This is a genomic window from Staphylococcus sp. HMSC056G08 (assembly GCF_001812305.1).
Classification (GTDB): Bacteria; Bacillota; Bacilli; order Staphylococcales; family Staphylococcaceae; genus Staphylococcus; species Staphylococcus simulans.
This window is the reverse complement of sequence record NZ_KV808433.1, coordinates 17,476-31,908: the sequence shown is the minus strand read 5'-3', so window position 1 is coordinate 31,908 and position 14,433 is coordinate 17,476. Positions and strand designations below refer to the sequence as shown.

12 protein-coding genes are annotated in these 14,433 nt (G+C 36.3%); 8 read left to right on the top strand and 4 right to left on the bottom strand.

Annotated features, from left to right (window positions below):
- Positions 1–11: 11 nt before the first annotated feature.
- Positions 12–2,006: a ferrous iron transport protein B gene (gene feoB / locus HMPREF2846_RS01250; RefSeq protein WP_023015504.1), complete on the bottom strand. Its 1,995-nt coding sequence runs from the start codon at positions 2,004–2,006 to the stop codon at positions 12–14.
- Complete coding sequence (locus HMPREF2846_RS01245; protein WP_002479865.1) at positions 1,999–2,235, bottom strand: FeoA family protein; 237 nt, start codon at positions 2,233–2,235, stop codon at positions 1,999–2,001. The genes feoB and HMPREF2846_RS01245 overlap by 8 nt, the downstream gene beginning before the upstream one ends.
- A gap of 789 nt (positions 2,236–3,024) precedes the next feature.
- Between HMPREF2846_RS01245 and HMPREF2846_RS01240 the strand changes: the two genes are divergently transcribed.
- From HMPREF2846_RS01240 to HMPREF2846_RS01215, 6 genes are all read left to right on the top strand, one after another.
- On the top strand, positions 3,025–3,723 hold the full coding sequence (locus tag HMPREF2846_RS01240) for a YveK family protein (RefSeq protein WP_002479864.1): 699 nt from the start codon (positions 3,025–3,027) through the stop codon (positions 3,721–3,723).
- A gap of 144 nt (positions 3,724–3,867) precedes the next feature.
- A complete protein-coding gene (locus tag HMPREF2846_RS01235) occupies positions 3,868–5,748 on the top strand; it encodes a polysaccharide biosynthesis protein (protein WP_070625322.1) in 1,881 nt (626 codons plus the stop codon).
- Positions 5,749–5,967: 219 nt separating this feature from the next.
- Complete coding sequence (galU, locus tag HMPREF2846_RS01230; protein WP_002479862.1) at positions 5,968–6,834, top strand: UTP--glucose-1-phosphate uridylyltransferase GalU; 867 nt, start codon at positions 5,968–5,970, stop codon at positions 6,832–6,834.
- A 147-nt stretch (positions 6,835–6,981) separates the two neighbouring features.
- Positions 6,982–7,404: a universal stress protein gene (locus tag HMPREF2846_RS01225; RefSeq protein ID WP_002479861.1), complete on the top strand. Its 423-nt coding sequence runs from the start codon at positions 6,982–6,984 to the stop codon at positions 7,402–7,404.
- 111 nt (positions 7,405–7,515) lie between these two features.
- The gene (locus HMPREF2846_RS01220) at positions 7,516–8,430 is read left to right on the top strand and encodes a DUF5996 family protein (protein ID WP_083309952.1); all 915 of its coding nucleotides are present in this window, start codon (positions 7,516–7,518) and stop codon (positions 8,428–8,430) included.
- Positions 8,431–8,503: 73 nt separating this feature from the next.
- Positions 8,504–9,244 (top strand): epoxyqueuosine reductase QueH, encoded by a 741-nt coding sequence (locus tag HMPREF2846_RS01215; RefSeq protein WP_002479859.1) that lies wholly within the window; start codon positions 8,504–8,506, stop codon positions 9,242–9,244.
- Positions 9,245–9,307: 63 nt separating this feature from the next.
- Here HMPREF2846_RS01215 and HMPREF2846_RS01210 read toward each other — a convergent pair whose 3' ends face one another.
- Together HMPREF2846_RS01210 and HMPREF2846_RS01205 are read right to left on the bottom strand one after the other, a co-directional pair.
- Positions 9,308–9,766 carry a DUF3021 domain-containing protein gene (locus HMPREF2846_RS01210; RefSeq protein ID WP_070625320.1) on the bottom strand — a complete coding sequence of 153 codons (459 nt, stop codon included), beginning with the start codon at positions 9,764–9,766 and terminating at the stop codon, positions 9,308–9,310.
- Positions 9,763–10,203, bottom strand: coding sequence for a LytTR family DNA-binding domain-containing protein (locus HMPREF2846_RS01205; RefSeq protein ID WP_002479857.1), 441 nt, complete (start codon positions 10,201–10,203; stop codon positions 9,763–9,765). The genes HMPREF2846_RS01210 and HMPREF2846_RS01205 overlap by 4 nt, the downstream gene beginning before the upstream one ends.
- A gap of 1,242 nt (positions 10,204–11,445) precedes the next feature.
- On the opposite strand from HMPREF2846_RS01205, the gene HMPREF2846_RS01200 reads away from it, so the two are divergent.
- Both HMPREF2846_RS01200 and pflB read left to right on the top strand, forming a co-directional pair.
- Entirely contained in the window at positions 11,446–11,817 is a 372-nt protein-coding gene (locus HMPREF2846_RS01200) for a DUF488 domain-containing protein (RefSeq protein ID WP_002479856.1), read from the top strand.
- Positions 11,818–12,096: 279 nt separating this feature from the next.
- Positions 12,097–14,346: a formate C-acetyltransferase gene (gene pflB / locus HMPREF2846_RS01195; protein WP_002479855.1), complete on the top strand. Its 2,250-nt coding sequence runs from the start codon at positions 12,097–12,099 to the stop codon at positions 14,344–14,346.
- Positions 14,347–14,433: the final 87 nt, after the last annotated feature.

Genomic DNA, 14,433 nt, shown 5'->3' with positions numbered 1-14,433 from the left:
AATAATTCCTCCTAGAAAAAGAGTTGGCTAGATTGGTAGAACACAAATGCTAGGAGATAGGCAATCGCAATCGGATAAAGCGTTGCGATAATCGTCCATTTCCAAGACACTGTTTCTTTTCTGATGGCTGCGACAGTGGACAAACATGGAATGTACAATAAGATAAATAACATAAACGCATACGCTGATGCGGGTGTGAAATGACTCGCAATCATATTTGTTAAACCTTGGCTGTCTACGGCGTAAATAATCGCCATTGCGCTGACAACGACTTCTTTAGCTAAGAAGCCAGGGATTAATGTAGCACCCGCTTGCCATGAACTGAATCCTAAAGGAATCAATAATGGCGCAATCGCTGCACCGATTAAGTGTAAGAAACTATGGTCAACATCAACGCCAAAGCCAGTTGGACCTGCATAGTTTAATAACCAAATAACGACTGATCCACCGAAGATAAATGTACCTGCTTTTTTCACAAAGCCTTTTGCTTTTTCCCATGTACTACGCCAAAGTGTTTTTGCTGATGGTAAACGATAAGGTGGTAATTCAATCACAAAAACTGAGTTTTCCTTTTTCAAAATTGTTTTTGTCATCACAAAGCTGACAATTAATGCGACGACAATACCAATCACGTATAAACTTAACACGATGAGTGCTTGGTGTGTTTGGAAGAAAACACCTACAAATAATGCGTATACAGGTAAACGCGCTGAACATGACATGAATGGTGTAATTAAGATTGTTGTTAAACGCTCTTTCTCTTGTTCAATAGAACGCGTTGCCATGACACCTGGTACATTGCAACCAAAACCGATAATCATTGGGATAAATGATTTTCCATTAAGACCTAAGCCTTCCATGACTTTATCCATAATCAAGGCAATACGTGCCATATAACCTGAATCTTCTAATACTGAAATAAAGAAGAATAGAATTAAGATTTGCGGTACGAAAACTAAGACAGCACCGACACCTGCGATAATCCCATCTGTAATCAAATCTTTCATGAATGGGAAGAGTCCAATCGCATCCATTCCTTGGTTGACCCAATCTGTAAAGGTACCGCCGATAAATTCATCTAATTTATCTGACAGCGGGGTACCGATCCATGAGAAGGTCGCTTGGAAAATCAGCCACATGATACCTAAGAAGATAGGGATACCTAAAATCTTATTTGTTAAAATTTTATCGATACGGTCAGTTAAATATTGTTTTTTCTTATCTTGATGCGTAATGACATCTTCAATAAGTGTATCGATAAACTCAGTACGTGAACGGCGCATACTATCCACGATTGAAATATCTAATTGTTCAGCAAGATGATTACGGATTTGACGTAAATCTTCATGATGATGTGCACTGATATAGTGTTCAATGGCTGGATTGCCCAGTAAATATTGAACAGCGATAAAACGATGGCGTTTCTCAGGTAATTCTAAATGATGTTTTAAATAATGTTGTATTTCAGATAAGGCGTGTTCGACTTTATGCTCGTATGGAATTTTCAATGGTTGTGATGTAGATAAAGTTTCTTCTTTCAAGAGTTCTAAGATGCTATCGATACCTTGGCCACTTCTCGCCACAATCGGCAAAATCGGCAACTTCAAACGACGCATCAATAAATTACGATTGATTTGGATGCCGCGTTTCTCTGCGACATCGCCCATATTTAAACAAAGTAATAAAGGTGCCCCGAATTCCATCAATTGTGTCGTTAATAATAAATTACGTTTTAATTGTACTGCGTCGACAATATTGATGATTTTTGAAAACTCATCGTGCAGTAAATAATCTGTCACGACTGTTTCATCTTTCGAAATCGGTAATAAGTCATAAATACCAGGTAAATCGACCAGATCTCCTTGCTTATCTGATAAAATACCGACTTTCTTTTCAACGGTCACACCGCTCCAGTTGCCGACATATTCATATGAACCTGTCAGAGCATTGAACAGTGTGGTTTTGCCGACATTCGGATTGCCGACAATACAATAGGTATTAGACATGCGCTTGCTCCAATGTGATTTTACATGCATCACAATGTCTGATGCCGATACATTGTCCGTCCATTTCTAATGTGCATGGACCTTTCATAAAGAATTTCTGACGTACTTTAATTTTGCTTCCGACTGTAAAACCAAGTGCGCTTAAGCGATGTGCTAGCATTGTATTATCGAAGTTCATGTTGATGATTTTATAAGTTAAACCTTTTTTGGCGTTTGCTGCGTCTACCATACGGGACACCTCTCTCGTTTATTACTAATTGATAACTATTATCATTGATATTTTACACTAAAAAGAAGATGACTACAATATAAAGTTTAAAAGTTATTTCGAACATTATTTGAACAGTGTTACATTTTTTGTTTGTTTCAAACAAACTGAGTATGTGTATGAACCTTTACAAAATTTTGAAAATGGATTGTCAAGCCTATTGCCTTTTAAGTTTGTTGTATATAATAATCAATCTTGTTAACAAACATTTTGTCATCATAATAATGATAGAAATGATTTTTTGTTTTAGGCACAAATTTTAGTGCGATTATTTATTCCTCATCTTAGAACATCTCCAACTCGCAACGAAAAAGCTAGGCTGTTTATGTAAGAATAGACAGTTGCTTAAACTTCATGACCACGCATGTAGACGTGCGTTATTTTCAAATGATGCATTTTTTTATTCCATTAACCTAAAATTAATTTAACACTTGATTATACACGCTTATGCATATCTTAGTTGTTTTTGTGACTTCAATGTTTAATGCATTTAATGTTAAGCAAGTATGAAGCTATTTTTGCGTTTCTTTAGGTTTATTGTATACTTTGTTGTTTCTGTCGTTAATTGCGATTTAAGAATGTTAATTACATGTAAAACTTATGCAACAATTCAATTAATGTGAATTAATTTATTTTGTTTTCCTTTATAATGGTTATCAAACGGTCGGAATTTGTTGTGTAAGTTAAAATAACTTTAACGTTTCTGACATGTATCATTCAATTTCCGCATTACGGAGGTAACGAAGCAATATGGAAGAAAATAATAGTTTTGATTTTTCAAATGTATGGAGGATAATCAAGCGTTACTTAAAGTGGTTGATTATTTTTCCTATTGCAGGTCTGATTTTAAGCGTGCTGTTAACAGCACTTATAGCACAACCGAAATATGAAGCAACTTCACAAGTATTGATTGAAAAAAGTGATAAAGGCGATTTGACGATGGCTGAGAAATACCAAGCTGATTCTCAAATTGTGGCTACATATACAGATATTGCGAAAAGCCCACGTGTCTTAGGCAAAGTGGCAGAAGAGATTGGAAAAGATGAAGATGCGAAATCCATCACTGAGAAGGTAGAAGTGAACAACCAACCGAATTCTCAAGTATTGAACTTTACCGCAACGGCTAATAGTGAGAAAGATGCGGTGAAAATCGCAGATACTGCTGCTGAAGTACTTAAAGAAGAGGTCAATGCAATATCACCAGATGGCGGTATTGAAATTCTTTCTAAATCCAAAGATGATGTGAAAGAAATTTCATCAAGCATTGCTAAAAATGCATTTATAGGGTTGGTCGCAGGCTTTATTATCGCAGTTATTTTAATCTTAATCCGAGAGTTCTTAAATCAATCAAAAAGTTCTTCAAAACCAAATACACATCAGACACAACATACACAACAACGTAGACGTACAAAACGAGAAGATTTAACACAAGATGACTTTGAACGCTAAGATAAGCGCAAGTCTTGCAGCAAGAATCTGAGAGGAACAGCGGGTTGGGACAGGTAAGCTTCCCAACCTTTTCCATTTCATTTAGAAATAACATAAACATTACACCGAGAGTAAACAGAGATCAATTAATTGAGGTGAAATAAAGTGTCAAAAATTTCCGCAAGACAGCAGCGACTGATATTACTATTGTTTATTGATTCAATCATTGTTGCTTTTTCTGTCTTTTTGAGTTATTTAATTCTTGAACCGTATTTCCGCGGTTATTCTTTATCATTGTTAATTTTATCATCACTGGTATTGCTGTTTTCTCATCACATCTTTGCCAGTGTATTCAACTTATACCACCGGGCTTGGGAATATGCGAGTGTCAATGAAATGATTGTCATAGTTAAAGCGGTCACATGTTCGATGGCCATGACCGTTTTAATCGTACCGTTCTTTACACATGAAGGTCCGTTTTTGAGATTATACTTCATCACATGGATGATGCATGTGTTATTAATCGGAGGCTCTCGTTTATCATGGCGTTTATTTAGAAGAACACTGGTACGTAAAGGCGTTAAACGTAAGAATACATTAGTTATCGGCGCTGGTGAAGGCGGTTCAATGTTGATTAACCAAATGTTGAAACGTCCGACTATGGGCATGGAACCTGTTGTAGTCGTGGATGATGATCCAAAGAAACAAAAGTTGACGATTACAGAAGGGGTTAAAGTTCAAGGTACTATTGAAGATATCCCAGATCTAGTTAATAAATATCGTATTAAAAATATCATTATTGCGATACCAACGTTAACACAACAGCGCTTAAGAGAAATCAATAGTATTTGTGAAAACACACAAGCGACTGTATTGAAAATGCCGAATATTGAAGAAGTTATGTCAGGTAAATTAGAAGTCAGCCAATTGAAGAAAGTGGAAGTTGAAGATTTACTTGGACGTGATCCTGTAGAGTTGGACATGGAAATGATTTCCAAAGAATTAACACATCAAACGATTATGGTTACAGGTGCCGGCGGTTCAATCGGTTCTGAAATTTGTCGACAAGTGTGTCGTTTTGCACCCGCACGTATTATTTTGTTAGGACATGGTGAAAACAGTATTTACTTAATTCACCAAGAACTTCAAAAACAATACGGCGATCAAATTGATATCGTACCTGTTATCGCTGATATTCAAGACCGTTCACGCTTATTTAAAATCGTCAGTCATTACCAACCATATGTGGTTTACCATGCAGCTGCACATAAACATGTGCCGATGATGGAATATAACCCAAGTGAAGCGATTAAAAATAACGTAATCGGAACGAAAAATGTGGCTGAAGCAGCGCGAGAAGCGAGAGTATCTAAGTTCGTTATGATTTCTACAGATAAAGCAGTGAATCCGCCGAATGTGATGGGTGCGTCTAAACGTGCCGCTGAAATGATTGTACAAAGTATGAATGAAGAAAACAGTCATACGAACTTTGTGGCAGTAAGATTCGGTAATGTATTAGGTTCACGTGGTTCTGTTATCCCGTTATTCAAGAAACAAATTGAAGCGGGCGGTCCAATTACAGTGACACACCCTGAAATCACACGTTACTTTATGACAATCCCTGAAGCAGCACGTCTGGTATTACAAGCAGGTGCGATTGCGGATGGCGGTGAAGTCTTCGTATTAGATATGGGAGAACCTGTTAAAATCGTAGATCTTGCGAAAAACCTAATTCGCTTAAGCGGTTATAGAGATGGAGACATTGAAATCAAATTCACAGGTCTCAGACCTGGTGAAAAGTTATATGAAGAGTTGCTTGATGAAGACGAAATCCATCCAGAACAAGTTTATGAAAAAATCTACCGCGGTAAAGTAGAAGAAATGAAAAATGAAGATGTCCTACGTATTTTAGATGAGATTATTCATAGTAAGGACTATAAACAAAAATTAATTGATCTTGCGAATCATCGCTATGACATTAACAATAAACCACAAAAAGATGATGAAGGGAACACTGACATCCTTCCCTTTCGTCTAATCAAATAACACCTCAACTAAGCATCTGATGAAAATCAGGTGCTTTTGTTAAAAGTTGACTATTACACGATAAAACCCTAATATTATCAGTGATGTAAACGTTACAATTTGTGATGAAATCACAGTTTGAAGATAAAGAGATGAACGTTTTAAATGTGGCTGTTTAAAAGACAAGTCAAGGTATAATCTTGATAATTTCAGACCACCTGATGAAAAAGGAGATATTGTATGACTAAGATTAAAAAAGCAGTAATTCCCGCAGCAGGCCTAGGAACACGTTTCCTACCAGCAACAAAAGCGATGCCGAAAGAAATGTTGCCGATTTTAGATAAGCCGACGATTCAATATATCGTTGAAGAAGCCTATCGCGCAGGAATTGAAGACATTATTATTGTGACAGGTAAACACAAACGTGCCATTGAAGATCACTTTGATAATCAAGTTGAACTTGAAAACAACTTAAGAGAAAAAGGCAAAACAGATTTATTAGAGAAAGTGCAACGCTCTACACACTTAGCCAACGTATTTTATGTCCGTCAGCGTGAACAAAAAGGTTTAGGCCATGCGATTTGGACAGCAAGACAATTCATCGGTAATGAACCGTTCGCTGTGTTACTTGGTGATGATATTGTGGAATCTGATACACCAGCAATTAAACAATTAATGGATGTTTATGATGAAACAGGCAAATCTGTCATCGGTGTACAAACAGTGCCGGAAAAGGAAACACACCGTTATGGTATTGTGAAACCTGAGAAGCAAAATGGGCGTTTGTATGAAGTGGAAAAATTCGTCGAAAAACCAGCGCCAGGGACAGCACCATCAAATCTTGCGATTATGGGGCGTTATGTCTTAACACCTGAAATATTCGATTATTTATCTACGCAAGATAAAGGCAGCGGCGGCGAAATTCAATTAACAGATGCGATTGAACGCTTGAATCATGACGATGAAGTGTTTGCGTATGATTTTGAAGGACATCGTTTTGATGTTGGAGAGAAAATCGGTTTCGTTAAAACGACGATTGCTTATGCATTAAAAGATGATGAAATGAAAGAAGAAATCAAATCATATATCCAATCTTTAGATTTATAAGCCATAATTTATAACAGAGGATGTTTATTCGCATCTTCTGTTTTTTTATGCACAAAATAGGAAGTTTCCGTTATAGATTAATAACTTAGGGTATATTAATAATGAATAGGTTAATACTAAACTTTATCAAGAAAGAAGTGAAGTTGTATGTATAATAATATTTTAGTACCGTATGATTTCGGTAATGCGTTCAACAATGTACCAGACCAATTAGAAGCTTTAACAAGAGGAAATGATCAAGCCAAAATCACTGTGTATCATGTGATTTCTGAAACTGAATTAGCAAACTATGTACGTTATCAAAACAAACACTTTGAAGAAGTGACAAAAGAAAAAGAAGTCGACATGAAACCATTTATACAAATCCTTGAAGATAAAGGCATGAACTATGAAATTGTCTTTACAACAGGTAGTCCGACAATTGAAATTTTAGATGAGTTAGAGAAAAATCATTATGATATCGTTGTGATGAGTAACAAACGTTCTCGTATTGAAATTAAACACGTACTTGGCCATGTGACTCATAAAGTCGCAAAACGTTCTAATACGCCAGTATTAATCGTTAAGTAAATCTATAACATGGTCTTTGAATAGATATAACAGATAGAAACCGCTTCGGCGGTTTCTTTTACATTTCTCTGATAAAAAGGGGTAGAGGTAAGAAAAAGAGGAGGTATTTCCATGGAAATCTTAAAGTATCAAGATTGGAAAGAAGAGCATCAAACATTACATTTAATTGCGCAAATACTAGGTAAATATAAATTAGCGTGTGCTTATCAAGCACCTCAATGGGAACATGTAGTCTTAAATATTACACCTGAAGGCTTTACGACAGGAATGTTGTATTTTGGTGAAAAATATTTCTCAATCAGCGTGAACGTATTAGACGATCAAATCGAAGTGCGTGTGAATGAAGATATGACAACCTTCCCACTACAAGATGGTAAAACAGTTCAAGACTACTACAAACAAATCACAGGAACAGTTAAAGAGTTTGATATTGAAGTTGACATTAATCCAGAACCTCAAGAATTGGCAGATAAAACACCATTTGATGAAGATACGAAACATCACCATTATGACCATGATAAAGCAGTGAAAGCTATCCAACTCTTTCAGTATGCGAATCGTGCATTAGAACGCTTTGTGCACCCTTTACGTGCACGTGTAGAAGGTCCTGGTTTATTCTGGGGAACATTCGATGTATCAACATTAGTGGTGTATAACGAAATGCATGAAACATTCAAACCACGCCAAGTGATTGAATATGGTTGTTTCGATGAACGTTTTGTAGAATTTGGTTTCTGGTTCGGTGATGATAACTTTGAAGGACCTACTTTATTCGTCTTACCTTATCCATTCGTAGATGCTGACTTTACGTATGAAGGTACATTACCAGAAGGCGCTTATTTCAGTAAACAATTAACAGAATTTGTTTATGAGTTACAACGCGGTGATTTAGATGAATTAGATACGATAGATGAAACATTTAAACGCGGCTTTGAAATCTTTACTGAGCACCAAGGTTGGGAAGACACGTCACATTATACGATTCCATTGAATATGCCGAAGAATAACGTATCAGACCATGAGTAATAGCACATCCATGATAATTCCGTTATAATAAACGCACATATAAATTCTCAACTAAGAAGGAGCGAAGACATCCATGATTGAAATGGACGGCATTGTAGCCAAGATGAAAAATCAAAAGATCAATTACGATAGAGTCTTAAAGAAAATGATACAGCAATGGGAGCGCTCAGAGGAACGTCCTAAAATCTTATTGCACAGTTGTTGTGCGCCTTGTAGTACGTATGTGTTAGAGTTTTTGACACAGTATGCGGATGTGGCGATTTATTTTGCGAACCCGAATATTCATCCAAAGAAAGAATATGAACGCCGTGCGTATGTACAAGAAGCTTTTATTAAAGATTTCAATGAACGTAATGGGACAAATGTCCGCTATATCGAGGCCCCTTACAAGCCGCATGAATTTATGAAGATGGCGAAAGAACGTGGTGTGACAGATGAACCAGAAGGCGGCTTACGTTGTACGGCATGTTTTGAAATGCGTTTGGATATGGTGGCAGAAGCGGCTGTCAAATATGGTTATGATTATTTCGGCAGCGCATTAACATTATCGCCAAAGAAAAATGCACAGTTGATTAATGAAATAGGATCAGAAGTTCAAAAATTATATGATGTTAATTATTTACCGAGTGATTTCAAAAAGAATAAAGGCTATGAACGTTCTTTAGAAATGTGTCGAGACTATAATATTTATCGTCAATGTTATTGTGGCTGTGTTTTTGCGGCACAAGCACAAGGGATTGACTTTAAAGAAGTGAATAAAGCAGCCCAAGCTTTCTTTGATGAGCTTGAGCACAATGAAACTACACAATCATAAATCAATTAAGCTCCCGATGAGGCAGACACTGATACAGTGAATCCTTTATCGGGAGCTTTTTATTTATTTGAGTTTGTGATTAATTTCATTGACTAAGCGTTTATTCTTAATATAGTTGATGATCCAAATCATACCGTAGATGAAGAGGAAGATGAGTGTAAATACCAAGATATTTAATAAATCGAGCGGGAACCATCCAGCTAACATCGCAAGCGGTAAGAATCCAACATAACAGAGTACTAAGTGGACGAGTGTTGTTTTAAGCAAGCTCCAATCTGTTTTATAATAAATCATTTCAGCGAGTGTGAAGAGTACACCAATCAGTCCCCATATGATGACACATACGAACATGGTCATCACTTCAGAAAGATGTGTATGATAGTACATTCCCATTGTTGAAACAGGAGATAAGGGTTCGTATTGACCTTGCGCAAAGATAAACGAGAAGATAAGAGACATTGTAATACCTATCGTTATGCCAACCATAAAACCGATACATAATTGTTTAATGATGTGTTTCATTGGAATAACCTCGCTTTCAATTGTTTTAAATAACGTCGTGAGGAATAAGTTGCTTCACCATGTTTCATTTCGATATGAATCATACCGTTTTTACTTAAGCTTAAGTGCTTAATATTATGCATGTTAATGATTTCTGATTGTGAGATTCTGATGAAATCCTTTGGCAAGGATTGTTCTAGCTGATAAAAGCGCTGTTGAATGTGCAGACGATGCGAGGTTGTATAGGCGAAGAGTTTGCGCTGTTCTGAACGGATGTAGAGGAAATCTTCTATGGGGAAGCGGTATGTTTTATCATTTTCTTTGCCTGTTAAAGTTTGAATGGTTGATGTTTGTTGTGCAGCTTGTATAATCGCATCGACTGTTTTGGAATGTTCGTGTGCGTAAATATCAACATATTCTTCAGGATAAGTCGGATCAAAATAGGAATTGATTTTCATGAGCACTCGCTCCTCTCTTTAATTCTATTAAAGCAGAGCTTGATGATTATGAGAATAGTTTTGATACATGTGGTATCAAGGGGACGACAAGTGGTTAAAAAACAAAAAAAGAGAGAAGGTCTGGGGAAACCTTCTCTCCATTACAGTGATTTTAGAAATGAAGGGGAATCATTTCTAGTACTTGTAATAACAATATCAATTTTTAAGGAGTTTACTCATTGTTCAATACACTCAGGGGAAAGTGTATTGAGACTAACCATTTAGTATATTTCTATCAGAGTTCATCAATATGATTGGTTATCATTCTTATTACTTACTTTGCCTACAATTTTTAAGGAGTGGATTGAGCATGTATGACATGCAGACGTTGAATCCTCTGTCATCCAATCTATCTGTTTCATGAATGCTCAACTTTTGAATATACCTACGACTCATTTTTAGAGATAAGCTCGTGCATTCGATTCATATTATCGGGGCACATCATTCCTTACAGCCGCTTACGAAAGTTGGGAGTATACTAAGTAAATGGTTGGGGAGCCACTTACTTTAAAATGCAGCTGTTTTGAAATTTTGTTGTTAATTTGATGTATCAGGGGAAACACATCAAAGTTTAATATGATTCGAATATGTCAGCATCGAAATTAGGATGGGGTAATCCTGTCTTCGTTTTCGCTTATATGAGCAACTCACCTCCTGAAATATACTAAAATTGATACATGTTTCTTTAGGATGCGGGGAACATCTTTAAAGAAATATGCAGCAACATGACAGAAATCCTACCACGGTGTTCCTGCCAATGACATTTCTAGGTTGTTGTTCTGAGATGTACTCGTTCACTGTAAAGCGTCGCATTATCGTAAAATAATGCCGCCAAATTAAAATATTAAATAGATAGCGTTGTTTAAAGCGCTCATCTATCTGTTGTTCGTGTCTCAGGGGTCTCTTGAACAACATTATCGCTTGAAACAACTTTGTTATCTATTTCACATACTACAATAACATGAGTTGTGATTAAAATCACTATAAATGGTGCATAACTTTTTAGAGTTGTGACGTTATTGTGAAACTGTACAGTTTACTGTTGTACTATGTAAGCGCTGTACCACCACAGAATGATTGTATACAATACGGAATATTGTGTTTCTTCCTATTAAAATAAGAAATGAGCCTCGTTTGTGTATATAGGACAAGGGTATAATAAATATAAAATGTTGATTATTGTTTGAAAGGAAGGATGCTTGTATGGCAATCAAAGTAAAACGCATTTATGATGACAAAGCAGAAGACGATGGTGTACGTGTATTAGTGGATCGAGTTTGGCCACGTGGTATTTCAAAAGAAAATGCGAATTTGGATGAATGGTTAAAAAATATCGGACCGACAAAAGAATTAAGAGAGTGGTTCAACCATGATGCAGATAAGTTCGAAGACTTTAAAAAGAAATATATCAAAGAACTTGAAAACAATGATGAACAAAATGAAGAACTCAAAACATTAGAAGGCATGGTTAAAGATGCACGTAAAGATGTGATTATTCTATTTGGCGCTAAAGATGAAAAACATAATCAAGCTGTTGTCTTACAATCTTATTTGAAAGATCAAGGATACAAGTAACGTTAAATTAACCAGTAATCATTGAATAAATATTGAAGCAATCCAGTAATGCATATAACGCTTTACTGGATTGTTTTTTATTTGCAATTAAAAATTTACTGTTCTAATACAGTGATTTTTGAATGTAACACTTAATCTAACAGAGTCACAACCTTGACACATGTTTATTAAAACGTTTTCATATTTTAGTGATTTATTTCACAAGTAAAGGTATAATAGTATGTGAAAAGGTGAACAAACAATAACCCTAAAATACACATTATCCATGGAGGGATATCAATGATTGAACCAAAATCAAGAAAACAATCAGCATGGGCAGGATTTGAGACTGGCAAATGGACTTCAGAAGTGGATGTTAGAAACTTTATTCAATTGAACTACACAATGTACAATGGCGATTCATCATTCTTAGAATCACCAACACGTGCAACAAGTGATTTATGGAAACAAGTTATGGAATTATCTAAAGAAGAACGCGATCGTGGCGGCATGTGGGATATGGACACTAAAGTTGCATCAACAATCGTTTCACATGATGCAGGCTACTTAAACAAAGACACTGAACAAATTGTAGGTGTTCAAACTGAAAAACCATTCAAACGTTCAATGCAACCATTCGGTGGTATTCGTATGGCGAAAGCAGCTTGTGAAGCATACGGTTATGAATTAGATAAAGAAACTGAAAAAATCTTTACTGACATTCGTAAAACACATAACCAAGGTGTATTCGATGCTTACTCTAAAGAAATGTTAGCTTGCCGTAAAGCAGGTATCATCACAGGTTTACCAGATGCATACGGACGTGGACGTATTATCGGTGACTATCGTCGTGTAGCATTATATGGTGTGGACTACTTAATTGAAGAAAAAGTAAAAGACTTCAATAACATGTCTACTGAAATGGACGAAGCAACAATCCGTTTACGTGAAGAATTATCTGAACAACACCGTGCATTACATGAATTAAAAGCAATGGCTGAAATGTATGGTTATGACATCAGCAAACCAGCTACAAACTTCAAAGAAGCAGTTCAATGGTTATACTTTGCATACTTAGCAGCGATCAAAGAACAAAACGGTGCTGCAATGAGTTTAGGACGTACTTCTACATTCTTAGACATCTATGCAGAACGTGACTTACAAAATGGTGACATCACTGAACGTGAAGTACAAGAAATTGTGGATCACTTCATTATGAAATTACGTCTTGTAAAATTTGCAAGAACACCTGACTACAACGAATTATTCTCAGGAGACCCAACTTGGGTAACTGAATCAATCGGTGGTGTAGGTATTGACGGACGTCACATGGTTACTAAAAACTCATTCCGTTTCTTACACACATTAGATAACTTAGGACCAGCTCCAGAACCAAACTTAACAGTTTTATGGTCACAACGTTTACCAGAAAACTTCAAAACTTTCTGTGCTGAAATGAGTATCAAATCAAGTGCGATCCAATACGAAAACGATGACTTAATGCGTGAAAGCTATGGCGATGACTATGGTATCGCATGTTGTGTATCTGCAATGCGTATCGGTAAACAAATGCAATTCTTCGGTGCACGTGCTAACTTAGCGAAAACTTTACTTTACGCTATCAACGGCGGTAAAGATGAAAAATCAGGCAAACAAGTAGGTCCAGAATTCGTACCAGTAACTTCAGAAATCTTAGACTACGATGAAGTGTATGCGAAATTCGATCAAATGATGGAATGGTTAGCAGGCGTTTATATCAACTCTCTAAACATCATCCATTACATGCATGATAAATACAGCTACGAACGTATTGAAATGGCGTTACATGATACAGATGTTATGCGCACAATGGCAACAGGTATCGCAGGTTTATCAGTAGCTGCAGACTCATTATCAGCAATCAAATACGGTGAAGTTCGCGCTATCCGTAACGAAGATGGCTTAGCAGTAGACTTCGAAACAACTGGCGACTTCCCTAAATATGGTAACAACGATAAACGTGTAGACGATATCGCTGTAGAATTAGTAAAATCATTCATGAAAAAATTACGTAAACACAAAACTTACCGTGATTCAGAACATACTATGAGTGTCTTAACAATCACTTCAAACGTTGTTTATGGTAAGAAAACTGGTAATACACCAGATGGACGTAAAGAAGGCGAACCATTCGCACCAGGTGCTAACCCAATGCACGGCCGTGACGAACACGGTGCATTAGCATCATTATCATCAGTTGCGAAAATCCCTTACGAATATTGTAAAGATGGTATCTCTAATACATTCAGTATCGTACCTAAATCATTAGGTAAAACAGATATGGAACAAAACCATAACTTAGTTTCTGTATTAGATGGTTACGCAATGCAACATGGTCACCACTTAAATATCAACGTATTTAACAGAGACACATTATTAGACGCAATGGAACATCCTGAAGAGTATCCACAATTAACAATCCGTGTATCTGGATACGCAGTTAACTTCATTAAATTAACAAGAGAACAACAACTAGATGTTATCTCAAGAACATTCCACGAAAGAATGTAATTAAGGTAAAAGCCGCATTTATTGCGGCTTGATGCCTATTATGAATAAAAAGTATGCCGTATAAAAAATAAGAGTAATATGGATCAT